The sequence below is a fragment of the Pseudoalteromonas sp. Isolate3 genome, from assembly GCF_022398505.1.
In the GTDB taxonomy this organism is placed as follows: domain Bacteria; phylum Pseudomonadota; class Gammaproteobacteria; order Enterobacterales; family Alteromonadaceae; genus Pseudoalteromonas; species Pseudoalteromonas apostichopi.
The window spans coordinates 1-24,610 of the sequence record NZ_JAKEVN010000061.1 but is presented as its reverse complement, the minus strand read 5'-3'; the positions used below and the strand labels follow the sequence as shown (position 1 = coordinate 24,610).

Sequence of the window (24,610 nt, the reverse complement as noted above, 5' to 3'; positions counted from 1 at the left end):
AATAAAAACGCTTGGCAAATGAGTTTGCCAAGCGTTCGGTTGGGATTTTGAGAGGGGTTTAATTACTGGTTGTTTGTAATTTTGCTTCTGGCTCTACTTTTTTACCTCTAAACTTGCCAATTAAACGTTTAAAGTCTTCTAACGCAACATACTGACAAGGGATTAAAATAAGTGTAATGACAGTCGCAAATAACACCCCGAATGCTAGAGATACAGCCATTGGGATAACTATTTTTGCTTGTAAGCTTGTTTCCATAATGATTGGTAATACACCAATAAAGGTCGTAATTGAGGTTAGTAATATTGCTCTAAAACGACGAGCACCGGCTTGCATAACAGCCTCTTTGATTGCAACACCTTCAGCGCGTGCCTTATTGACAAAGTCGACCATTACTAGCGAATCGTTTACTACTACACCAGCAACAGCGATGATACCGAATACCGATAAGCTACTCATTGTCATACCTAAGATCATGTGACCGAACATCGCGCCAATTACACCAAATGGAATAACCGACATAATAATGAATGGCTGCGAGTATGAGCGCAGTGGAATAGCAAGTAACGCAAATATAATCATCATAGACAAAGCAAAATCACGTACTTGTTCTGCCACACTATCCATTTCTTCTTGAATACGACCAGCCACATTACTTTCTACACCTGGGTAGCTTTTCAATAGGCTAGGTAAGTACTCGTCACGAATTTCTTTTGCAATGGCAAATGGTTCTGCTTGATCAGTGTTAACCGCAGCCCAAACGTTGACAGTACGTTTTGCGTTTTCACGGCGAATACGGTTCACACCATCAACGATGTTGACCTTCGCTACTTCTGCAAGAGGCACTTCAACGCCTGTTGGCGTAATGATACGCGCATCAGTGATGTCACTTACCGCATTTCGCGATTCACGAGGGTAGCGGATCATTACTTTAATCTCTTCACCGTCACGTAAAATACGTTGTGCTTCTAAACCGTAGTAACTAAAGCTAACTTGTGATGCCACATCCGATAAGGTTAAGCCTAAGCTGTAAGCAAGTGGTTTAAGTTCAAGTTGAACTTCGTCAGTTGCAGATTGTAGTGAGTCATTTACATCACCTACACCTTGCATGCTATTTAGCTTTTCTTTTAACTTAGCTGCAACTTCTTTTAGTTTATTGATATCTTTACCTTCTAAGCGGAAGCTCACATCACCGTCATCACGACCACCGTTCATGATACTGTCTTCAATATTAAGCGTTTTCACACCTGGCAGTGGTGGCATTTGTTCGCGCCACATTGCACTTAATTGGAAAGTATCAATAGGGCGTAAGTCTGGTTCGACTAAAATCGCCATAATGCGTGCACTTGTACGACCGCGTAAGCTAACAGATAAATCACGGATCATCGCTTGACCATATTGCTCTTCAAGTTGCTTATCGACATCTAAAATCAGTTTTTCAATTGTTTGTGCTGTTTCAAGGGTCGCTTGTTCAGAAGAAGATAAGTTCATTTCAACTGAGATACGTGGGAAATCATGTGGAATTTTAGGATTCGCAACAAATTTCACTAAACCACCAGCGAACATACCGCCACTGACAATAAGTACACAGATAAAGCCAACAATCACGGTATAACGGTAATGAATACAGCGACCTATAAATGGTGTGTAGTAATTATCGACAAAGTTCTTCAGGCCATTATCCATACCTAAACGCAAGCGGTGTAATGGATTTTTAGGGTTAGCAGGTTTATTTTTCATGGCCGCTAAGTGAGCCGGTAGAATCAGTTTTGATTCAATCAATGAGAAAATTAAGCAAAGGATAATTACGCCACCAATGGCTTTAGAAAAGGCAGAACCAGGCCCTGATGCCAGTGTTTGCGGTAAGAATGCGGCGATAGTAGTCAATACACCAAAGGTTGCAGGAATTGCAACGCGTTTTACACCACGCACTACATTATCTAGGCTGTGACCGTGCTTTTCAATTTCAGCACTGGCTGACTCACCGACGACGATTGCATCATCAACGACTATCCCTAGCACCAGTATAAATGCGAATAAAGAAGCTAAGTTAACAGTGATGTCTATAAAGCCAAGTGGCATCATTAAAAATGCACCTAGGAATGATACAGGTAAACCCATCATGACCCAAAACGCTAAGCGCAGTGGCAAGAATAGGGCAAGTACCACCATAACTAAAATACCACCCCAAATCATGTTGTCGATCATCATGTTTAGACGACCTTCAAGGTAATAAGTTAAATCAACAATTGGCGATAGCTTTACACCTGCTGGTAACTGTGGCGCTTTATCTGCTAGGTATTTTTTTAATACTGCAGCAACCTTAGTGATGTCTTGATCTTTCGAAGCATTTACTTCAAAAGTCAGTGAATTTTTACCATTGTACTTAGAATATTGCAGGCCTTCTTCAAAGCCATCGTTAATTGTTGCCACATCACCCAAGAAAACTTGGGCGCCATCAGGTAAGTGTAATAAAGGCAGCTTTTCGAACTCTTTACCACGATACGCTTGGTTTTCAACACGCATTGAAATGTAGCCATTTTCAGAGCGAATTTGACCTGCTGACATATTGGCAGAGAAGCTGCGCACAGCTGTGGCAATATCACGGAAAGTTAAACCATACTCACGTAGTTTATCTGGGCTGATTTCAATGCCAATTTCGTAGTTTAAGCCACTGTAAAAGTTGACCAAGTTAATTTGTGGTAAAGCTTGTAGTTCATCTTTTATGTCGTTACCAAGTTCTTTGAGCTGGTAGTTACTCATATCGCCATACAGCGCGAGTATCATAACTTCTTGCTCAAACTTTTCACGGCGAACAATTGGGCGTTCCATCTCAGCAGGGAAGGTATTGATTGAATCAACCTGCATCTTGATTTCATCGAGTACTTCTTGCGGGTCGTACTTTTCTTCGATTTCTATCCAAGCTTGTGAAAAACCACGGTTCGAATAAGTAATTAAACGTTTAATGCCTTCGAGGCCCTCTAAAGACTCTTCGACCTTTATGGTTATGCCTTCTTCTACCTCTTGTGGTGCAGCCCCTGGGTAGACAGCTTGAATACTGATCCAGTTACTTTCAAACTGTGGGAACATTTGCTTACGCACTGACATTGCAGTCAATAAGCCGCCCACTAAAATAAAGATCATAAGTAAGTTTGCAGCAACTGGGTTGCGTGCAAACCAGGCAATAAGCCCTTTTTCTCTGTGCGTGGTCATGGCTTATTCCTCTTTTAACGCTAGCTGCGTTGTTGGCACACTTAGTTTTGCGTCATCTAGCTTGACCGCCATGCCTTCAGTTGGGTATTCAAGTGCTGAGGTAATAAGTTGCTCACCGTTAGCAAGGCCATTATCGGCGATCACCATGCCATTTTGTTCGCGCACAATGTTAAGTGTTTTAAAAGTAAGTGTTTCGCCATCTTGTAAAACAGCTACCTTGTTGTCTTTAACTAAGTGGTGAGGAACAACAATCGCATTATCTAATGCTCGACCTTCGATAGTGGCATTAATGTATGAGCCAAAACGTAATGGCTGCTTTTGCTCATAAGGCGTTGCTACTTGTGCTACTAGGTAATTCATGCGGCTGCGTTGGTCAACGACCCCTTCGCTGCGTACAATAGTCGCTTGCCACGTTGTTTGTTTACCTGCAAATTCAGCATTAATTGATACGCTTGCACCAATTCCTTGGTTATTTAGGTATTGTAGGTCTTTATCTGCAACAGGTAAGCGAATTTCAGCCAGTGATGTTGAGCTTAGGCTACCAAAGCTATTACCCGGGTTTACCACACTACCTAAACTAATCAGGCGCTCGTCGATAATGGCATCGTATGGCGCTTTAATGTATGTGCGCTCAAGATTACGTTTTGCGCGTTTTACACTGGCTTGAGCAGCACGGTAGTTTGCAAGCTTTTCAGCGAGTTGCGGTTTACGTAAATACAGCTCAGATGGAATAACTTGGTTTGAGTCACCTTTGATGCGGTCCCACTCAGCTTGTGCAACAGATACTTGCGCGCGTTCAATTTCAAGAGCAGAGCTTGCTTGCGCCAGACCTGCTTCTGCTTCAATGAGTGCAGCTTCGTAATCATTTGGGTCAATACGTGCTAGAATATCGCCTTGCTTAACAAATCCGCCTTGTACAAATTGATCTGACAGCGAGACAACCTGACCACTCACTTGCGCAACAAGTTCAGTTTGGTTTTTAGGTTTAACGATACCGTATGATTTTACATCAAGGGTAATGGCGTCAAAGCTTAACGGTTTAATTGATACAAGCGGTCGCAAATCTTGTTCTGGTTTTTCGACCGGCGCTTGCTTCATAGAGGCAAATGCGAATGCCATTCCAAGTCCGCCGACTAATACGGCGATAGGGAGAATGATTTGTTTTTTACTAGCCACGGGATAGTCCCTCACGGTTGACGGTAATTAAAAATAAATTTGATAGGCTAAGCATACGCAATAAAGTGTTTACAAGGCGTTCGAAGATGTAACAAACCATTACACATATTACAAAGGCGCTACAAAGGTTCTATAAGAGGTACTCAATGACAGATAAAATGGCATGTAGATTAGGCTGTGGCGCCTGTTGTATTGCACCCAGTATTAGCTCACCGATCCCAGGAATGCCCAACGGGAAAGCGGCGGGAGAGCGCTGTATTCAACTGGATAATAATAACCTGTGTAAATTATTTGGTGATGAATCAAGGCCCAAGGTGTGTAGTGATTTTTCTGCCACTATTGATGTGTGTGGCACGACAAATGAACAAGCATTGTATTTAATTACCGAACTTGAGCAGATGACTTAAAAAAATTAAACCCTTAACATTTTTTAACAGTTACTGGGATAAATTAGGTTATTTTTTAAAGTCACAGTTTTCGCTATGGCATTTTAAATAAATTTGACTGTGGTGTTCTAAAGATCTTAGAAGAAAACGTGTCACAACAATGCCAGTCAATTGACTGGCATTGTTGTTTTTACTTACCACGTATAAGTAGCGCTAAGAGTATATTGCTCGCCGCGACCAGGGGTACCCGGGACTTCTTCGAATGATTCATCCCAAATATTGTCAGCTGCAAAGGTAACAAACACATTATCAAGCTGGGCTGGCGTGAACTTTACTGTTAACTGCGTGAAGAAGGCTTCATCATCAGAGCTACGTAGGCGGTTACTATGTTGTTTACGCCATTCGTTATCGATACGCAACTCAAGCACATCCATTGGTTGCCATACTGCACCCAGTGTTACACGGTGATCAGGGTAGTTAAGCGCATAAAAGCTCGCATCAATATCTGCCGTGCCATAGTCTTCTGACTTTTCTAAATAGGTGTAGCTGGCAATCAACTCAGCGCTTTCAAACGATTTATTCGCTAAAAACTCAACGCCTAAGGTGTCTATATCAACCGGGTTTGCAAAACGTGCTGAAGTTGCATCAAAGCGATATGTCCAATCCGTAAGGTTTTTATCTTTGCGGTAGAAAATAGCTGAATCTAAACGCCACGAAGATTGTTCAATTAGTAAACCTAATTCAAGGTTATCGGTGGTTTCGCGCTCAAGGCTGTAATTACTTCTGAATAACCCGCCCGTTTCACTGCCGCCGATTGCGGTGAAACCGGGAACTTGTGTTGCTTCGGCGTATGATGCGTACCAAGTATGTTCACTGTCATTTTGATTAGCTACTTTAAGGCTTGCATCTGCAATAAAGGAGGTATCTGAACTATCACGGTTAGTATCATCAAAAGCAGCACCAACACGAACCGTAAGCTCTTTGTTAGCTGTAAGGGCCGTCTTGTATTCAGGCAAGATACTTAGCTTAGTGTAATTGCGTGACGTAAAGTTGTTTTCAAGAGATGTTGATTCAATCTCATCAGCAATAAATTGCCCAGCATAATTAATTGCATAGTGGTCATTTAAACGGTGACGTCCAGAGAGTGCCAATGACTTAACGGTGGTTTCGTGAAACGCTTCAAAAATAGCTGGGTTTTCACGAGACAATACATAATGGTCGTTATGTTTACGATAATAACCAGTCACTTCAAAGGTACTGCTATCACCATACATTTGCTTGTGATTGAGCATGAAAAGCTTGGTTTCAAGATCTTCGGTTTCGTTAAAGTTAAATGGCGTGTAAAGATTTGGCCAACCAAAAAATTTTTCTTGGCGTCCGAACACTAAATCAGTTTGCGAGGTATCGCTTGCAAGTTGAACGCGTGCTGAGGCACGTTCAAAGTCGTGGTCGCCATTATCAATTGAGCCATCGCTTTTTGAGTGCGAGTATTCACCCTCAAAACCTAATCGCCAATCAGGTTTGCTATCCAGCTTTTGGCTATGGGCGGCATGAATGCTTTGTAAATTAAAGCCATTCGTACCTGTGCCAAGTGAAACGCTGCCAGTGCTTGTGATAGGGCGCCAGCCAAATGAAACCGTGCCAACCGAGCTATTCATACCATAAAGGGCATTATCAGCCCCTGTAAGTACTGAAGGGCCTGTTAGCATCTGTGGGGCAATAGGAATTTCAGCAAAGTAGTGACCAGATTGAGGGTCAAATAATGTACTGCTTCCGACACGAAAGCCAGTATTTTCGAAGATACCACCACGAATAGTGACATCAGCTTGTGCTTCAGCCATATTGCGTGATTGCAAATCGACACGTGGGTCATATTCTAAGTTTGATACCGGCGCATCAAAAGTACCAACCGGTTCTTTATTTGCGGTTGCTGAAACTTCAACGGTGATTTGTTCAATATTGTTGGTGTCTTCTGCTAGCACTGAGCAAGTGACGAATAAAGCGGGAAGTGTAAGCTGTACTGCGCGTACCATCTAAAACTCTCTTGATTTTGTTTAATCTGGGGTAGTGGGCTAGTTAGGCGCACTGAAAATTGCGGGTATTGTATCTGAATCACTGAGTTATACCACTCCAACCAGATTTCAGCAGGCAATAAAAAACCGCGCCAAGTGCGCGGTCTTTTTACTAAAACGGCATTTAGTTTTGATTAATTGATTGCGGTGGAAAGTTACTGAGAATGTTAGCAACAGTTTCTTTGATAACTTCAGTGCGCTTTTCAGGTGATTGGTTCTTTTGCAAACGACCTTCTTTAGCACCACGCCAAACTAATTGGTTAGAAGCACGGTCTACTACGTCTAAAATTAACGTACCGACTTCGTATTCGCGAGTTGTTGTTTGCGTGTTATAACCCATACCCCAGTAATTCCAGCGTGCACCGTAACCTACGTTGAAGGTATCTACATCAATTTTAGTATCAACTGATGCATGATAGTTAATAAGTACATCTGCTTGCGCTACATCAACAAGCTTCATGCCGCTTTTTTCAAGTTCGGCATTAACTGCTTCACGCACACGTTTTTCCATTAAAGGACTAATTTGGTAGTTCGCTACGTTTTTAGTCAAGCTGGCATTAGGTACCCAAGAGAAGGTTTTATAATTACTAAAATCTGCAGATTTGTCGTAATCCCAATCAGGCGTTTTAGCACAAGCCGCTAAAAATAATACAGCCGTCGCGATTAATAAGTTCTTCATATTGTTTGCTCCTTGGCAAATTTCCCACTACTTGATTGATAACATAACACAAATAATACTCAACTGAATGATTATTTAAATACTATGGCACATTTACAAATAAGTACTGTAATAGTTTGTAATTAAGCACTGTGTTCAACTTCTATCCAGTCTTTTTCATCGACCCAGTTTTGCACCCCATCTTTGACAGTACGAATAGGGACAATGTAATCACAGCTAACTTGTGGTTTAACTGAGGCAAAAATCGGCACGAAGCCAAAGCTAAGTGCTGTTTCGATAATTGCTTTTTGGTTTTGCGGGTCGATATCGGCAGCTTCATCGATATAAATCGGAATACGATACAGGTTTTGCTCTTGATCGCTTAATAAGTAACGAATAAACAGCATGCCACAAAGTAACTTAATGGTAATCCGGGTACCGTTAGAGCCGGCTGAGTCGATTTTCTCGAAGTGCTCAGTGTCACCAGCACGATTTACCACTTCAAAGCGAATATCGAACAAGTCTGTCAGTGTTAAACCTGCTTTTTCAGAAGCAAGCTTAATTAAATGATCTTTTGCTTCGTTTACCGCAGACTCGCTATAAGGCTCTTGGCTTAATAAGTCGAGGGTATCGCCTTGCTCAAACTGATTTGAGGTACTAATGATGGTATCAATGCTATCAACCAGCATCTTGCGCGGGATAACATTAATTTTGAATGCTTGAAGGTTAGAGATCCGATGTTGACTAATGCCTTTATTAAAGCTATTCATTTCACGGCGCAAGCGGTCTAAGTCTTCACGCAAGCCTTTAATGGTAGCTGCCACTTCGGTTAATGCAACTCGGCCTTGACGCTCAACAGCATCGCGCTCGTTATCAATGTTATGAAACGCGCTGATAAGCTTTTCGTATTTAGTAAACTCATCGTTTTCGTTATCAAATTTAGTAATACCCGCATTATAAATATGCATGTAGGTGTTACGTACGTTGATATCAAAGTTACGTAGCTCTTGGCAGTCTTTGTTAAAGTGATGAATGAGATCGCTTAAATTATCAAAATCAATACTGATTTCAATCATGTATGGTGTGACTTTTCCTGAGTAAAAATCAAGTGTGTGATCGATACGTTCAGATTTAACTTGGCGTAAGCGGTCAGCTTGGCGCGCAAGCAAATCTTTTTTCGACTTGATAATTGAGCGACGATCGCTAATTGAGCCACTGTTCTTTTGAATGTCTTGCAGGTAGTCGTCAACTTGTTCGCGTTCTGCATTTAATTGCTCTTTTAGCAGAGTTTGAGCATCGACAGATTGCTGCATCACTTCAAATTGTTCAAAGCGTTTTAATGCTTCTTCAGAGGCCATTAGCTCATCATACAAGGCATCTTTTTCTTTTTGCTTTTCAGCGACATTAGCAGCTACTTCGCGCTGTTGTTTAAACTCTTTCAGGGAGTTTTCAAGTGCAGCGAGTTGCGCAGTTAATTGCTCTTTGTTTTCGCCCGTTTGCATTTGCACAGGGCTTAGCTTTTTTAGTTTAATCGTCGCACCAGGAAGAGTCAGTACACCGCCTTTTACGTTTGCCGATAACTGCTCTAAAAACTCACCGAAGGCATCTTCGTCTGTGATATCAACATCACCATTGCTGGTGGTGGCAAACGATAAGATATCTGGGTTTAAAATACGCGAAATTTCTTCAACTTCTTTTAAAGATAAATCTTCACGCATACGGGTGAATAAATTGAACTCGAGGTTCTTTAGCTGTAGTTTTAAGCTCTTAATTTGCTTTTGTGTTTCGCTAATACGGTAATCAAGCGTGTGTAAGCTTTGACCTTGGGCACTGCTTAATGAATGCGAAAGCGACTCATAATCTTGTTTAAGCTGCGTAAGGCTTACTTTTAAGGTGGCTTTGTTAACTAGTTCAAACTCAGATTTAAGTGCTCGATAGTCTAAAAACCACTGCTCAATTTGAGTTTGCTTACGCTCAATGTCACGTGATTGCTGAATATACAGCTGCTGCTTTTGGTCGAACTCATGTTTTTCGTGCTCGATATCTTCAAGGGCAATATTTAGCTCAGTGAGTTGCTCTTGTTGATAGGTTTCAAAGTCAATCAGTGCTTGGTCAATTTTTGGCGCATAGGCGGCAAGTTTGCCTTTTAAAACTGTTTGATTCTCAAGCATAGATTCAAGGGCTGCGATAGGCTCTTGCATTGACTCAAGCGCTTTTAATTCACGTTTAGCGCGATTTACCTTATCGAATGAACGTCGCCATACTTCATAAAAATCGACCCGTGAATTTGACATATGACGCTCAAATACACGTAACATAAAGCGCTTAACATCACTGGCTCCTAACTTGTGCAAGTTAAGAATACGGCGGAAAATTTCTTTGTAAATTGCAGAGTCTTGCACGTTATTGAGTGGGATCATCTTTAAATTGATATCGCCATCAAACGGGGTTGCGCCGCCAGTAAGTAGGGCGTTCAGCTCTTGCGCTTTTAATTCAATTGGGTTGAAACCTTGCTCTTTTAAGTGATTAAAAAGCTTGGTGAATTTTACAATTGTCTTGCCTTGGGTGTAGTGATCTAGGTTTAACTTACCTTGATAGCAAAAAAACTGATGCGCATAACCAGCAATTTTACCAAGGCCAGCAACACCAATAACCACAGGGCCATTAGGTAGGTCAGCTTCAAGTAAAATATAGGATTGATCTGACGAAAAGTAGAACTTACGAGTTTCGTCTAAATCGTGGCCATCCCATTCTGTTAAGCGTAAATCATTAATTAACGGAAATTGCAGGGCATTAATAACAGAGCTTTTACCGGTATTATTCGGTGCACAAATTGAGCTACTTTTATCCAGTGGGATCACGCATTTTGCATAGCCTGCGGTATTTAAAAGCGCAAGTTTGCTGAGTCCGTAAAGGCTTTGGCTTTGCATTATTCGTCATCTCCTAGATAGGTTTCTTCGTTTACTTCCATTAATGCATCGATATAACGATAAATTGGCGCTTGCAGCATAAAGCCATTTTCTACTTCGCGAGCAAGGCCTAAACGCACCATACGTAGGTACACATCTTTACGTAAATCTGAGCCAGAGAATATTTCTAATTGATCAAACAAGTGCTTGTTGATTTGCACTAAGGTTTGCATCAGTTCAAGGTCGTTTACCTCGTCAAATAAGGCACGCATAGGATCTTTACCTGTATTGGCATAGTGCTCAATCAAGATGTAGATAGTCAGCGCGATGGCACGTGAAATTTTACCCATGTTTGGGGTGCTCTCGTCACTACCAAAATAGTAATAGCCACGGCTATCATGCTGTAGGTCATGGCCGAGTGCATTAAAAAGGGCACGGTAGGCATCAATGTGTTGGTCAAGCTCTTGCCACATCAGCGTGTCTTGTTCACTAATGTGGTAGCCTGACGTGAGCTTTTTATTAATAGCTTGCAGATGCGTTAAATCATCTAAATTAATATCTGTCATGGTTATTGCTCTGTTGCTTTTTTATCGTCAGCAATCGATGAGTTAAATGGGTAAAGAGAGAAGTTTTGCTGGGCAATTTTTATTTTTACTTTCTCTTGGCTTTGGCTAATTTCAAGGTCGCCATCGCTAATTAATTTTTGATACAAGAACAGCATTTCGTCAGCTTCTAGATCTGGGTAGCTTTCATCTAAGAAACTAAGCAGCGGCTGAGCTTTTTTGCTGGCTTTTTTAAAGCGTTTTCTAAATTGTGTTTTAACGTCGTTGTAATCAGGGATATGCGGGCTTTGATAGGCGGGCACATCATCATGCTCTGGTAGCTGATATTCATCGTGCTCAAAGTCGACTAAGCCTGCCATATAGGCCACGATATGACGTTGTTGACCAAGTGAAAAGCGTTGTGCATCCGAGACAAAGTTAGGTTGTACCGCACTTAGCATGTTATCAACGCCATTTTTACGCACTAAACCAAGTACTTTGGCTGCTTGGCGAGTAATTAGGTTGTTACGGCGTAATTCTTCACGTAGCGGCATTAGCATATCGGCGCTTTTACGTAAGCTTTCACGACCAACTAAATGCATTTCTAAAATACGGGTTCGCAATTGCTCAAGCATGCGTTTGTCTTGATATGACTTACCTAGGCGGTCAATTTGTTCGATTTGTGCGCTTATTTGCGTTTCGATGGTGTTAAAGCAAGCGTGGAAGTCACCACGTATATCAACCATTTCAAGCATAGGTTCAATGTATTCATCAAACGCTTCGATCACTGCTTGATAGCGCTTTTGCAAAGATTGCACGGCGTTGTTTGCTTTAGCTTGCTCAACAATATTTAAAATCGCGTTTTCATTGTGGGCAAACAATTTCATTATTTTACGTACCCGATCATCCATAATACGGCTAAAGCGGCGTAGCTCGTCGTAATCTTCAATTTCACCTGCTTTAGCCAAGCGACTACCAAGGCGAGCTAAATCATCAACTAGTACACTAATTTCTTGGGCAAGACCTAGGTGTTCTTCTTGTAGCAAGAAAGTCGCAAAATCAGCAATCGCTCGATTGATTTCTAATTGCGATGATTTCGCTAATGGAATGATAATATCTTGATTTAATAAACGATTTGTTTCCTTATAAATGCGTTCATTTGACCATGAAGGTTGTTTTTGTTTTATCGCATTTTGTACGTCTTTCAAACTGAAATCAGCCATCTTAAAACGTTTAAATAGCAGTTCTAACACCCCCCAATGTTCAGTAAGGGTATTTAATAACTTTTTAGCTGGGATCATAAGGCTCCAGTAAATTCAGACTTAGGTGTTAGCGATTAGTAGTAAATTATGTAATTGATAATAGTTTTATGCTTTCTATGCTGCTAGAATCCGCGCCGAAACACTCGACTTACAATTTTTACATTATTATAAAGGTTGTTCAAACACCATGGTAACCCCACTTATCCTAACCCTGATAGCGGTGGCATTTTTGCTTATCGTTATAGAGGATATTATCCATGTAAACAAGGCCAAAACGACGCTTTTTTTTGGCACTTTATGCTGGATTATCTTATTTATCTCTCCAATTCATGGGCAAAGCCCAGAAACCATACAACATCAACTGGATCACAATATATTAGAGATCGCGACTTTATGGCTGTTTTTAATGGCAGCGATGACCTTTGTTGCGTATTTAAACTCTAAAGGCTTTATCCAGAATATTGTTCATAAAATTATGCCAAATCAAATCAGTGAACGAAAGTTGATGTTTCTGATTGGTGGCTTTTCGTTCTTATTTTCATCGATATCAGACAATATAACTGCGACTTTAATCTCACTTGCGGTGGTGATGTCACTAAAATTAGATCCAAAAAAATTAATAAAATATGCAACCTTGATTGTATTTAGTGTTAACTCGGGTGGGGTGTCGTTGATCACGGGTGATGTTACAACTCTGATGATTTTCTTAGACGAAAAGGTCACCATTGCTAATTTACTATTATTAATTGCGCCTGCACTGACAAGTGTTGCACTGCTTGCGGCAATGTTATCGGTAGGTATGTCGGGTAATGTAGTATTTGAAAAGCAAACAGCTCGTCGTATTGAAAAAACAGATATTACCATTGCGGTTATCTTCTTCTCGACGATTATTGCCACGTTAACTTTGAGCGTGCTTTATAATGTGCCACCGCTTTTAACCTTTTTATTTGGTTTATCACTAATGTTTTTGGTTGCGCAATTCTTAATGCGCAAAAAAGACGTCAACAAAAAAATTATCGATTATATTCGTGAGATTGAGTACGACACCTTATTGTTCTTCGTAGGTGTGTTATTGCTGGTTGGTGCATTAAAAGAAGTAGGTATGCTTGCTAAGTTTACTCACCTATATGAGTTGATGGCGCCTGAGTATGCAAACTACATGATGGGGCTATTATCAGCAGCGGTAGATAACGTACCTTTAACTGCAGCACTTTTAAAAGCAGATATTGTGATGAGTCCACAGCAGTGGTTGTCGTTTACATACGCAACAGGGGTAGGTGGTTCAATGCTTATTATCGGCTCTGCGGCAGGTATTATCGCCATGAGTAAAGTAAAAGCACTGACCTTTATGAGCTATCTTAAAATGTCAGTTTATTTATTAATTGCTTATACCGTTGGCTATTACGGGTCGCACTTAGCAGGCAGTTTAATTTCATAAAACAACTTGACAGCTAGACGTCTAAACGTTAACTTTCAAAGCCTGCTTTTTTAGCAGGCTTTGTTATTTTAACCAGGTGTTAACTTAACATTCAGAAGAGGTGCGATACTTAGGTAGTTAATGTGAGGTGACGAACGCCGATGACCATTAATGAGGGAAGTACTCGCCGAGAAAATTAGCCGGACGTCACGGTTACTTTTCGGTTTATGGGGCTGAATCCTCAAAACTGTCACCAAACTAGGTGGAGAGCTTCTGGCATGGACTACTCTTTATTTTCAAAGCACCCCCTTGCCGAGTTCTTCTTGAATTACTGTGGATAGTTTTCCACAAAAGGAGACGACATGAATACCCAATTAGCCGCCAACACAAAATCAGATTACGTTGTTGCAAAATTTGGTGGCACCAGTGTAGCTAACTTTGATGCTATGAGCCGCTGCGCAGAAATCATTTGTGCTGATAATCAAGTTCGTATTGTTGCTGTGAGTGCCAGTGCTGGCGTGACAAATCATTTAGTTGCATTGTGTAAAGCTGATTTGAGCGCGGCTGAGCGTGACGAGCACATCACAGGTGTGGTAGCCATTCAAGAAGCTATTTTAGCTGAGCTATCGCTTGATGCTGACTTAGCTCATGGCTTTAATGAAACCCTCAAAGCCTTTCAAAAACTGGCATCAGAAGGGGTTAAGTCAGTAGCGGAGCAAGATGAGCTACTTAGCTTTGGTGAGCGTTTATCATCGTATTTATTTACACAAGTATTGCGTGGGCAAGGTCTTGATGCGGTGCGTTTTGATGTACGCAAGGTGCTAAAAACAGATAGCCAATTTGCTAAAGCAACACCGAATGTTGCAGCAACCGCTGCGGCTGCTAAAGAGCATCTAGTGCCGCTACTTGATGACCACGTTGTAGTAACTCAGGGTTTTATTGGTAGCAATGAACATAATCAAACAACCACTTTAGGGCGTGGAGGTTCAGATTACAGCGCGGCATTACTTGCAGAAGCAATTAACGCAAAAAGCGTGCATATTTGGACTGATGTTGTGGGTATTTTCAGTACTGATCCGCGTTTATGCGCTAAAGCAAGCCCAATTGCACGCTTGAGTTTTGATGAAGCGGCAGAGATGGCAACGTTTGGTGCAAAAGTACTGCATCCTGCAACCATTTTACCTGCGAGCCGTAGTCATATTAGTGTGTTTGTTGGTTCAAGCCGTGAGCCACAATTAGGTGGTACATGGATTGAAAAAGAAAAGTCTCAGCAACCAGGTATTCGTGCAGTAACACAGCGTAAAAACCAAATTCTATTAACAGTCAAAAGCCCAGAAATGCTCCTTGCTAGTGGTTTCTTAGCGCGTGTTTTCACCATTTTAAGTGAGTTTAATATTTCGGTTGATTTGGTTACTACCTCCGAGATCAGTGTTGCAATCACTTTAGATAACGCGCCAAATGCATCACGCCCTGAGCTGGATCAAGCTTGTTTAGATAAGCTTTCTGAGTTTTGTCATGTGTCGGTCGAGAATAACTTAACGCTGGTGGCTTTAATTGGTTCTGAAATTCAATTACGTCAGCAAGAAATGAATTTAATGCAGGTATTAAGCGACTTTAATATTCGTTTAATTTGCCACGGTGCAAGTAAACATAACCTGTGCTTTTTGGTGGAGCAAAGCGAGTCAGATGACGTTGTGCAGGCAATTCACAGCCGATTATTAGAAAGCCAAGTCGCGGCGTAAGTCGCTAAAGCTAATAAAAGAGCACTGCCAGTCAGTGCTTTTTTGTGCCACAACACTTATGTCAAAGCCTTCAATACAATTACTTCTAGCGCAGAAATTATGTTTACGTATTTCTTCAAATACATTGGGAGCGAGCAGTTTCGCAATCGGCTGAGCACTTGCCTTAGCAAGGGCTTCTTTTAATGTCCAAATTCTAAAAAAACACTGTGCCTGTTCATCGGGTGCATCAAAACTGCTGATTAAGTCAACTTCATCTTGATGATAAAAATGCTTTGCAAGCTTGATAAAAGGGCGAGGTTTGTTGCTTTGTTCAATATCAAAACCAAGCAGCTGCTGAGCTGGGTTGAGGGCAGCACCTATCAAACCATTTGAATGAGATAAGCAAGCCCAAACAGACTCTCTAACGGGTGTATGTAGTTTCAGCTTACTGTCTTTGTCATCAAATTGGCTTGATATTTCATTGAGCGCTAAATCATCATGAGGGTAAGTATGTTTGTATAAATACTTTAACGTTAAGCGAGTCGCTAAATACTCTTGTTTAGCTGCGGGCACTTTGCGTTTTTCAAGTACACATAATTCAAACTCACTGAGCAATTTTTCAATAGCTAAGCTTGAAATATCGATGTTTGATGCTTCCATTAGCATAATTTGCTGTGCCGTGTTGTTCGGCTGCAGATTAATAACTAAGGTGTTTGAAAAATAGTGGCTGCTCATGATTTAACGCTTATACGGGGGTTCGTATTTAGTTTTGTTTATTTTTACAGCAAATGAACTTGTAAGAGCACGAACAACTCAAATAGTTTACGCAGTTGGCTGTAATTATGGTTTAATGAGGAAAAATAATAACAGATTTATAGATGTATGGCACAAGTTCGTGACGGCTTTCACAGCCGACTAGGTTTCGTATTAGCCGCTTCAGGTGCGGCGGTAGGTTTAGGTAATATTTGGGGCTTTCCAACACAAGCGGCAAACCATGGCGGCGGTGCATTTTTACTTGTTTACTTCATTGTTATCTTCTTATTAGCGCTTCCAGCCCTTTATACTGAGCTGTATTTAGGCCACCAAGCGCAAGCTAATCCGGTAAAAGCATTATCCAATGCATGGCAAGATACGGCTCCTAAAGTGGGCGCTGCAGCAGGCTACATAGGTCTGTTTGGTGCAATTGTGATGTTAAGCTTTTATTCGATAGTCGCAGGTTGGATGTTAGCGTATGCACTTGAGCCAATCGCTAGCTTCTTGGGTTTTACTGAGTTAAGTAACTTTTTGCATAGTGATTCAATGGCACGCAACTTTGTGTTTACGCCGCTGATGCTTATTCTAACTGCGAGTATTATCTTAAAAGGGGTTAAATCAGGAATCGAGACTTGGTCACGCCGTTTAATGCCATTATTGCTAGTGTTATTAGTGGCGTTAATTGCTTATATCGCGACCCTAGATGGTGCGATGGATGGCTTTGCAGCCTACTTAGTGCCAGATTTTAGTCAAATTCTTGATGCAAACTTAATTATTGCGGCAATGGGGCAAGCGTTCTTTTCATTGTCGTTAGGTGTAGGCTGTATGATGGTTTATGGCTCATATTTAAAGCCTGATGCGAACCTTCCTAAACTAACCGGAACAGTGGCGTTGCTAGATACGGGGGTTGCCTTTTTAGCGGGTTTATTGATTATACCAGCTATTTTTGTTGCTCAGCATAACGGTGTAGAAGTGTTTAGCAACGGTAAATTAGTAGGTGAAGGGCAGTTAATTTTTGCAATTTTACCTGAGCTGTTTAGTACTATGGGGCAAATGGGCTTACTCGTTGGTTTATTGTTCTTCGTGTTAATGTCAATAGCTTCTGTTACATCAACAATTTCATCAACTGAAATTCCAGTGGCATTTTTAGTTGAGAACCACAGTATAGAGCGCAAAAAAGCGACTTTATTTGTAACGTTAATCGTCTTTATCGCTTCGTCAGTTATTATCTTAAATTTTGACTGGTTATTTGGTTTGGTGATTATGGTGCTTACGCAGTACCAACTTCCTTTAATGGGACTGTTCTATTTCATTACTGTAGGCTGGTTATGGCAACGTGGTAATAAATTGCATCAAGTCTCGAGCGGCCCTCATTATTGGTTTGCTCAGTATATTCGCTTTGTGTGCCCGTTATTAATGACAGCAGTATTTGTGAACGTGGCGTTGTTGAAATAGAGTCTTGAGCTGCGAGTTACAAGTTTTTAGTTTCGAGGTAAAAGACAAAAGTAAAAAGGCGTGGGGTTTAAACCTCACGCCTTTTTTAGTCTAAGGTACGCACTCATTAACTAACTTCGTTAGTTAATGGTAAGCCTTGGCTTATTTCATTAGCACTTTGTAGTGTGGTGCAGGCTATTTCGCTAAGCGCTTCTTGGGTGAAGAAGCCTTGGTGGCCTGTCACTAACACATTCGGAAAGCTAATAAGGCGTGAAAAAATATCGTCTTGCATGATTTCTTCGCGATGATCTTTAAAGAATAACTCTGACTCTTGCTCATACACATCAAGTCCTAAGTGTCCGAGCTTTTTAGACTTAAGCGCTTGAATACATGCTTGGCTATCGAGAAGTGCACCACGAGAGGTGTTAATTAACATAACACCGTCTTTCATTTTTTTAAATGCACTGCTATCAATTAAATGATGGGTGTGCTCGTTGAGTGGGCAATGTAAAGAGATGACATCACTTTGTGTGAGCAATGTGTCTAAATCACATAAAGTATAAGGGCCTTCACTTGCCATTGGGTCACAGACGAGTACTTTAGCCCCAAAGCCATTTAAAATATTCACTAAAGCTAAACCGATTTTGCCACAGCCTATTATCCCAATGGTTTTTTTAAACAGATTAAAGCCAAGTAAGCCGTTTAAATCAAAGTTACCTTCACGTACACGGTTAAAGGCTTTGTGGGTTTTACGGTTGAGCGTTAGCATTAGAGCAATACAATGCTCTGCGACAGCTTCGGGGCTATAAGCCGGGACGCGGCAAACCTTGATGTTATGCTCTTTGGCTGCATCAAGGTCTACATTATTAAAACCTGCACAGCGTAATAAGATTGCTTTTATGCCTACAGCTGCCATATCTGCAATGACGTGCTTGTCGACAGTATCGTTTACAAACACGCACACCGCATCGAAGCCTTTACAAAGAGGAGTTGTATTGATGTTTAAAGACTGCTCAAAATAACTGAGCGAAACAGAGTCAGCGTATTCAGTTAGATTCCTTTCAAAAAACGGTTGCTCATATTTTTGCGCACTGAATAAGGCCAGTTTCATCATTTAAATTACTCTCTATCACCATTTTGAGGGTTTCGGGTTTGGTACGCGGGGCATATCGCGCAACGAGTTGACCCTCTGAGTTTATAAGAAATTTGGTGAAATTCCATTTAATTGCGCGGTTTTGTGCAATTCCACGGGTATGACACTTTAAATGATTAAATAAAGGGTGGGCATCAGGGCCGTTAACTAATACTTTGTTAAAAATAGGAAAACTGACATCAAAGTGCTGCTGATAAAAAGCTTGTAGCTCATTGCCATCAAGGGGCTCATTGTGGCCAAATTGATTACATGCAAACCCAAGCACAGTAAATCCTTGCTGTTTATAGTCTTGATAGAGCTTTTCAAGGCTTGCCATTTGCACTGAAAAATTACATTTACTGGCAATATTGACGATAAGCGCTGTTTTTCCTTGTAGCGATTCAAGGCTAAAATTTTCACCAGATGCAAGCTGGGCGTTGAAACGATATATACTATCCATGTGTTACCTGTGTGTTTTTGACTGGTTTAAATGAACTTTTTTTCATTCGCTTTTTAGTTAATCGGTTGAGATAATGAAATTGTTACTAATTTATCACTCAAATAGGTCAGTTTTATGTCAATGAAAGTCGCCTTCATCGGATTAGGTGTAATGGGTTACCCAATGGCGGGTCACCTTGCTAACGCAGGTCACAACGTGACAGTTTACAACCGCACAACAGCTAAAGCGCAAAAGTGGGTTTCAGAATATCAAGGTAGTTATTGTGAAACGCCAAGTGAAGCAGCTAAAGGTGCTGATATCGTTTTCATGTGTGTAGGCAATGATGACGATTTACGTTCAGTTGTTTATGGTGAAAATGGTGTTCTTGTAAGTATGCATGAGGGGAGCTATTTAGTAGACCACACTACAACGTCGGCTGAAGTTGCACGTGAAGTAGGAGCTCAAGCTAAACAGCAGGGTATTGCATTTTTAGATGCGCCAGTCTCTGGTGGTCAAGCAGGTGCAGAAAATGGCGTGTTAACCGTGATGGTTGGTGGCGATGAAGCTGATTTTAATGTTGTTCAGCCTGTGATGGCTGCTTTTAGTCGCTTTAGCCAATTATTAGGCGAAGTAGGCTCTGGCCAACTTTGTAAAATGGTTAATCAGATTTGTATTGCCGGTGTGGTGCAGGGCTTAGCCGAGGGATTACACTTTGCAAAACAAGCCGGCCTTGATGGAGAAAAGGTCATTGAAACCATCTCTAAAGGTGCAGCAGGCTCATGGCAGATGGAAAACCGCTACAAAACCATGTGGGCTGGCGAATACGAATTTGGTTTTGCTGTTGATTGGATGCGTAAAGATTTAGGCATTGCTCTAGATGAGGCAAAGGCAAACGGCGCAACTTTGCCGATGACGGCAACAGTTGATCAATATTACGCTGATGTACAAGCTTTAGGTGGTGGCCGATACGACACCTCAAGTTTATTAGCGCGCATCGAAGCGTTACATAAGAAGTAATACCTATAAAAACGCGACAATGATTGTCGCGTTTTCAATTACATGCTTTGTGCGTAATTGTATAAGGCTTTTAAAATATGCAGATTTTTCTCGTTATCATCATTTTCATGAGCCAGATTTTCAAGGGTGATCATGAAATCTTGCCCACTAATTGATGGGTTATCTTCGCCATGCATTAGTTTGTTTTGACAATATTGGCGCCACTTTGCCAGTTCATCTTGGCTGAGTGTTTGAGGCCAGTTTCGAGCTCGGTATCTAAATAGTAAGGTGGCAAACTTTTTATCATCAAAATTAAGCTGCATTGAGGCTAATTGCTCAGGGCTTGCATCTCGAATAATGGCAAATTTAGCTTTATCAGCGTGGCTGGTAAAGCCATCATAAAGTTGATAGTCAGGGTTTGTTGTTTCGCCATAATCACGTTGTTCATTAAACACTTCGGTTACTTTGTCGCGAAGCTCAGTGTTGGCTTTTAAAATGGCTAGATTTTGTAAGCACTTTTCGCGGTCAATACCTAATCGAGCTGCATTTTCTGGTAATAAGGTTTTTGCTGGTGCGAGAATAGGGCATTTATTCAAATGCACGAGCTTTAAGCCTACAGGTGCTTCACCTTCACCAAGGTCACTGTGTTTTGTGTAAAGACGCGTGCGCAGCTCTTCAACAGATAAATCTAATAAGACTTGCGGATCTTCAGTCAAATTAAAGCAAATAATGGCGTTTTTATTGACAGGGTGAAAGCTCATTGGGGCAATCCAGCTTGTGCAGCCTTGACTTGCCGGAATTCGTGATGAGGTGTGCACCAATGGTGTCATGTTAAATACATCAACTAAATCAGCCAGTGCTTTTTTAGAGCGTAAGCTAAAGAAAAACTGATACAACTTAGGTTGTTTTTCTTTTATTAATTTTGCCAACGCTATGGTTGCTGTTACATCGCTTAATGCATCGTGAGCCGCAGCGTGTTCAATACCATTGGCAACAGTAAGGTGTTCAAGTTTAAAGCTCGGTGATCCATCTTCTTTAAGCGGCCATTCAATGCCTTCTGGGCGTAACGCGTAACATGCTCGTACCAGATCAATGATATCCCAGCGGCTATTATTGTTTTTGTATTCGCGCTCGTAAGGGTCATAAAAGTTACGGTATAAGCTGTAACGCGTGACTTCATCATCAAAGCGAATGCTGTTATAACCCGCTACACAGGTGTTCGGTTGACTAAACTCAGCATGGATCTTTGCCATAAACTCAGCTTCAATCAAGCCTTTTTGCATCGCAACTTGCGGTGTGATGCCCGTTATTAAACACGCTTCAGGATGGGGCAAGTAATCAGCCGCTGGCTTGCAATACTCAATTAACGGCTCACCAATAATATTTAAATCGAGATCGGTACGAATACCTGCAAATTGACTCGGGCGGTCTTTTTGCGGGCTTGCGCCAAATGTTTCGTAGTCGTGCCAGTAAATTGTTGGTTGCTGTTGTTCTGGATATGCCATGCATTAAACCTTGCTAAGCGTCGGGCCGCTTTGACTTATTTTTTGAATTAACAGAATTATGGCATAGAGGCTTGTTAGATTATAGGGCTAAAGGTGTCGAGGCTGTTCAGTGTATGTTTTAAATACATGGTTAGTATAAAAAATGGCCTAAAAGCCTAATTTTATGCTTATATAGAGCCTAGTCGTTAGTTTTTACCTTATTTGTATTTTAGTGGCTCGGTATTTGCTAACGAAAACTATCTTTAACAATGAAGGAACAAAAAAATGACTTTATCAGCTTTATTACTATCTACTTTAGCATACGACGCAGCACCAGCTTCAACCAACTCAGTTGAGCAAATTAAAAATACTGGTGGCATCATTATCCTAAACCCAAAAAAGAAAACTATAAATAATACTGGTGGTATCATCATCTTGAATCCAAAGAAAAAAGAAAAATAATTTAATCTAAAGAAGCCAGCTTTAAGCTGGTTTTTTTTCCTTTTAGGGTTTAGCATAGAATCTAAAAAACGGTTAGACCAAGTGGAATTTTTTGAAAACCTGTATGAAAAGTGGATGGTAATTCAACCATACACAACAGCTTTTTCCTCTCAAGCTGTAATTGCAACAGCTTTTATTATTGCTCTGATAAACTCACTGAGAAAAGCCTTAGCTAATAAAGAGCTTTTTAGTAATTTCGTAACCATTTCTTTTGTTTGTGCAAATTATTTGATTACGGCTTTGCTAATGGAGTATGTATTAGCATACGTCAGCAATCATAGTTCGGCAGCAAGTGCACAAAATATTTATCTTGTTGTTACCATTATAAACCTCGTTACTCTCTTTTTGATGTACAAGGCCCACCTAGTTTTTAGTTTTGTTTTTTCCAAACTTTTTTTCGCTGTTGTTAAGCTGTTCATGATCTTGAGTGCATTCCACTCTTTAATTTGGGTGAAATTTGTTGTTCTGGATTTGCAGCAAGAATTTTCCCAGATACATTATGTTTACAGCTTTATTGTGTTGTATATCAGCCTTGTACTATCATTTATAATGCTTTTTCCTGATGTATTACGGACCAAGTTTGGGTGTATAGTAACATTTAGTTTACCGAGGGATCGTAATGCTTGAACTAATTTATATAGCCATTGCTGTTTTAGCCATCTTGCTGATTGCAAGTACATGGTTGATTGCGCGCAAGAATATCTTTGAAGATCAAATCAGGTCAAAGTCTGTTGAGGTGGTTTGGTGCACGTTGCAAGCCGAGCACGAAACAGATATCAGCAAAGCAATTAAACTATTTAATAAAGCTGAAGAATTAAAAAATGAGGTTGCAGCTTTAATTGAAAATTCACCAACAGCAGCTCATTTTAAATTGGTAGAGCCAATGGGTTTTGATAGTGAAAGCCTAAAGGAGTTATCGCTTGGAGAGTTACAGCGATACTATGATGAAAAAAACAACATTTCCGACATTTACGACAAAATGTACAAAGGTAAGAATTAATTAAAAAGCCAGGTTATTTAACCTGGCTTTGTATTTTTAGCTCTTTTTCTATTTGTTCAAGCTGAATTTCTGCAAGTTGACTAAGTGCTTCTTGAGTTTGATTATCACCCTTAATTAACCCCGCTATAGATAGCTTTTTTATGCTCTTGATAATACCGCTACTAACTGCTTCTAATAGTGGTCCATCGAGCGCGAGCGTTTTATGTTCGTAACCATTAAGTAATGAATCAAAGCTAACTTGCGTAGCTTTAGCCACTTTATCAATCAATTGATAAGGCACTGAAGCAAGTTCGATACTTTGCACACAAAAACCAGGCGTTAACGATAAATGTTGCTCTAACTCAGCATTGTTTTGCACCTCACAAAGCTTACATAAGCGCATAAAAATATCACTTACATGCTGTTGCTCGGCGCTGAGCGTTTGATTGAACATAGCATGTCCTTGCACTGCTTTTTTATTTATATTAAACGACTTTTAAAAAAATCTCATGCATAAAGTGATTGTGAGTTAAATTTTTAACTCATGAATAATGCTATTTGATGATACAAACCAATTCCAAGTAATACATTGAAAGGAAAGGTGATCCCTAAGGAACATAACATGGCTAAACCTATGTCTGCATCTGGAATAGCTGCTTTAATAGCCGCAGGAGCTGCAATATAAGAAGCGCTTGCAACAAGGCTTGCCAATATCACTACAGAGCCTAATTCCAGTTGTAGAGCTGTACCAACACAGACGCCAATGGCTCCTAATAGGTTAGGTGTTATAAGTGCGAATAATGCTAAACGCCAGTGATGCCATGGAATAGGGCGCAGTGTTTGCGCAGCCATTAAACCCATTTCCAGTAGGAATAATGCCAGAACAACTTTAAAACTGTTTGTTAAAAGGCTTGTTACTTGGCTACCTTGCTGTGTACCGTACATCATGCCGATAATCACACCACCAACAAGGAGTATCACGCTTTTGTTCGTCAGTGTTTCATGCCAAAGCGCTTTGAGCGAGAGGTTTTGCCCAGAGCCATTCCCAAGGCGACGGTATAGTAATAAGCCAACGATGATCGCTGGTAATTCAAGCATTACTAAATAAAGAGTGACTTCCGCACCAACATTTAACGAGTTAGATTCGGCATAAGCTAAAGCGACCGCAAATGTACCTGCACTTACTGAACCATAATGTGCTGCGATACTTGCACTATTAGCAACAGATAAATTAAGCAGTTTGTTTAAAACAGGGTAAAGCATTAGTGGGATCAAACCGCCAAGTAGTAAAACGGCACCCATTTCAGGTAAAAGTTGCCAATGCAAATTGCCATGCAGCACCATACCACCTTTTAAACCAATGGTGAGCATTAACAATAGGCTAAGGGTTTCATAGGTCGCTTGCGGGATCTTTAGGTCAGAGCGAAGTAATCCAGCTGTGAGTCCTAAAACAAAAAACATTACAACAATATCAGGCACTTTGTTCTCCTCTAGGTTAAAAGCGACGCTATTCTAATTAAAAATTCACATAGTAAATA

At 40.7% G+C, this 24,610-nt stretch carries 21 protein-coding genes and 1 riboswitch; of the genes, 8 read left to right on the top strand and 13 right to left on the bottom strand.

Annotation, left to right across the window (positions count from 1 at the left end; all coding sequences use genetic code 11):
• Positions 1-58: 58 nt before the first annotated feature.
• Positions 59-3,211: an efflux RND transporter permease subunit gene (locus tag L1D46_RS12750; protein WP_130051299.1), complete on the bottom strand. Its 3,153-nt coding sequence runs from the start codon at positions 3,209-3,211 to the stop codon at positions 59-61.
• Positions 3,212-3,214: 3 nt separating this feature from the next.
• Positions 3,215-4,387 (bottom strand): efflux RND transporter periplasmic adaptor subunit, encoded by a 1,173-nt coding sequence (locus L1D46_RS12745; RefSeq protein ID WP_130051300.1) that lies wholly within the window; start codon positions 4,385-4,387, stop codon positions 3,215-3,217.
• Between the two features lie 158 nt (positions 4,388-4,545).
• On the opposite strand from L1D46_RS12745, the gene L1D46_RS12740 reads away from it, so the two are divergent.
• A complete protein-coding gene (locus tag L1D46_RS12740) occupies positions 4,546-4,794 on the top strand; it encodes a YkgJ family cysteine cluster protein (protein WP_130052277.1) in 249 nt (82 codons plus the stop codon).
• Between the two features lie 173 nt (positions 4,795-4,967).
• On the opposite strand, the gene L1D46_RS12735 is transcribed toward L1D46_RS12740, so the two are convergent.
• The 5 genes from L1D46_RS12735 to L1D46_RS12715 form a co-directional block, all read right to left on the bottom strand.
• Positions 4,968-6,806: a TonB-dependent receptor gene (locus L1D46_RS12735; RefSeq protein ID WP_239977624.1), complete on the bottom strand. Its 1,839-nt coding sequence runs from the start codon at positions 6,804-6,806 to the stop codon at positions 4,968-4,970.
• A gap of 163 nt (positions 6,807-6,969) precedes the next feature.
• Positions 6,970-7,524 carry a DUF4136 domain-containing protein gene (locus L1D46_RS12730; RefSeq protein ID WP_130051302.1) on the bottom strand — a complete coding sequence of 185 codons (555 nt, stop codon included), beginning with the start codon at positions 7,522-7,524 and terminating at the stop codon, positions 6,970-6,972.
• Positions 7,525-7,646: 122 nt separating this feature from the next.
• Positions 7,647-10,433 (bottom strand): ATPase, encoded by a 2,787-nt coding sequence (locus tag L1D46_RS12725; protein WP_130051303.1) that lies wholly within the window; start codon positions 10,431-10,433, stop codon positions 7,647-7,649.
• Positions 10,433-10,978, bottom strand: coding sequence for a hypothetical protein (locus L1D46_RS12720; protein WP_062564547.1), 546 nt, complete (start codon positions 10,976-10,978; stop codon positions 10,433-10,435). The genes L1D46_RS12725 and L1D46_RS12720 overlap by 1 nt, the downstream gene beginning before the upstream one ends.
• 2 nt (positions 10,979-10,980) lie before the next feature.
• Complete coding sequence (locus tag L1D46_RS12715; protein ID WP_239977623.1) at positions 10,981-12,255, bottom strand: hypothetical protein; 1,275 nt, start codon at positions 12,253-12,255, stop codon at positions 10,981-10,983.
• 148 nt (positions 12,256-12,403) lie between these two features.
• Between L1D46_RS12715 and nhaD the strand changes: the two genes are divergently transcribed.
• Both nhaD and lysC read left to right on the top strand, forming a co-directional pair.
• Positions 12,404-13,654, top strand: coding sequence for a sodium:proton antiporter NhaD (gene nhaD, locus L1D46_RS12710; protein WP_130051305.1), 1,251 nt, complete (start codon positions 12,404-12,406; stop codon positions 13,652-13,654).
• Between the two features lie 87 nt (positions 13,655-13,741).
• Positions 13,742-13,914, top strand: a riboswitch (Lysine riboswitch).
• Between the two features lie 81 nt (positions 13,915-13,995).
• A complete protein-coding gene (gene lysC, locus L1D46_RS12705; RefSeq protein WP_178927106.1) occupies positions 13,996-15,375 on the top strand; it encodes a lysine-sensitive aspartokinase 3 in 1,380 nt (459 codons plus the stop codon).
• Here lysC and L1D46_RS12700 read toward each other — a convergent pair.
• Positions 15,352-16,089, bottom strand: coding sequence for a 4'-phosphopantetheinyl transferase superfamily protein (locus L1D46_RS12700; protein ID WP_239977622.1), 738 nt, complete (start codon positions 16,087-16,089; stop codon positions 15,352-15,354). The two genes, lysC and L1D46_RS12700, sit on opposite strands and share 24 nt — an antisense overlap.
• A 147-nt stretch (positions 16,090-16,236) precedes the next feature.
• On the opposite strand from L1D46_RS12700, the gene L1D46_RS12695 reads away from it, so the two are divergent.
• The gene (locus tag L1D46_RS12695; RefSeq protein WP_167657814.1) at positions 16,237-17,562 is read left to right on the top strand and encodes a sodium-dependent transporter; all 1,326 of its coding nucleotides are present in this window, start codon (positions 16,237-16,239) and stop codon (positions 17,560-17,562) included.
• 106 nt (positions 17,563-17,668) lie between these two features.
• Here L1D46_RS12695 and L1D46_RS12690 read toward each other — a convergent pair whose 3' ends face one another.
• A complete protein-coding gene (locus L1D46_RS12690; protein WP_239977625.1) occupies positions 17,669-18,652 on the bottom strand; it encodes a 2-hydroxyacid dehydrogenase in 984 nt (327 codons plus the stop codon).
• Positions 18,618-19,133: a redoxin domain-containing protein gene (locus L1D46_RS12685; protein ID WP_130051309.1), complete on the bottom strand. Its 516-nt coding sequence runs from the start codon at positions 19,131-19,133 to the stop codon at positions 18,618-18,620. Before L1D46_RS12685 ends, L1D46_RS12690 begins: the two co-directional genes overlap by 35 nt.
• Before the next feature lie 114 nt (positions 19,134-19,247).
• Here L1D46_RS12685 and L1D46_RS12680 point away from each other — a divergent pair, with 114 nt between their 5' ends.
• Complete coding sequence (locus L1D46_RS12680; RefSeq protein WP_130051310.1) at positions 19,248-20,129, top strand: NAD(P)-dependent oxidoreductase; 882 nt, start codon at positions 19,248-19,250, stop codon at positions 20,127-20,129.
• 38 nt (positions 20,130-20,167) lie between these two features.
• Here the strand turns inward: L1D46_RS12680 and sbcB are convergent, their stop codons facing one another.
• A complete protein-coding gene (sbcB, locus tag L1D46_RS12675) occupies positions 20,168-21,613 on the bottom strand; it encodes an exodeoxyribonuclease I (protein ID WP_239977621.1) in 1,446 nt (481 codons plus the stop codon).
• A 264-nt stretch (positions 21,614-21,877) separates the two neighbouring features.
• Between sbcB and L1D46_RS12670 the strand changes: the two genes are divergently transcribed.
• From L1D46_RS12670 to L1D46_RS12660, 3 genes are all read left to right on the top strand, one after another.
• Positions 21,878-22,054: a hypothetical protein gene (locus L1D46_RS12670; RefSeq protein ID WP_239977620.1), complete on the top strand. Its 177-nt coding sequence runs from the start codon at positions 21,878-21,880 to the stop codon at positions 22,052-22,054.
• Positions 22,055-22,135: 81 nt separating this feature from the next.
• Positions 22,136-22,720: a hypothetical protein gene (locus L1D46_RS12665; protein ID WP_239977619.1), complete on the top strand. Its 585-nt coding sequence runs from the start codon at positions 22,136-22,138 to the stop codon at positions 22,718-22,720.
• The gene (locus L1D46_RS12660; protein ID WP_130051313.1) at positions 22,713-23,093 is read left to right on the top strand and encodes a hypothetical protein; all 381 of its coding nucleotides are present in this window, start codon (positions 22,713-22,715) and stop codon (positions 23,091-23,093) included. The genes L1D46_RS12665 and L1D46_RS12660 overlap by 8 nt, the downstream gene beginning before the upstream one ends.
• A 13-nt stretch (positions 23,094-23,106) precedes the next feature.
• Here L1D46_RS12660 and L1D46_RS12655 read toward each other — a convergent pair whose 3' ends face one another.
• Together L1D46_RS12655 and L1D46_RS12650 are read right to left on the bottom strand one after the other, a co-directional pair.
• Positions 23,107-23,526, bottom strand: coding sequence for a hypothetical protein (locus L1D46_RS12655; RefSeq protein ID WP_239977618.1), 420 nt, complete (start codon positions 23,524-23,526; stop codon positions 23,107-23,109).
• Positions 23,527-23,609: 83 nt separating this feature from the next.
• On the bottom strand, positions 23,610-24,551 hold the full coding sequence (locus L1D46_RS12650; RefSeq protein WP_167657827.1) for a sodium-dependent bicarbonate transport family permease: 942 nt from the start codon (positions 24,549-24,551) through the stop codon (positions 23,610-23,612).
• Positions 24,552-24,610 lie beyond the last annotated feature (59 nt).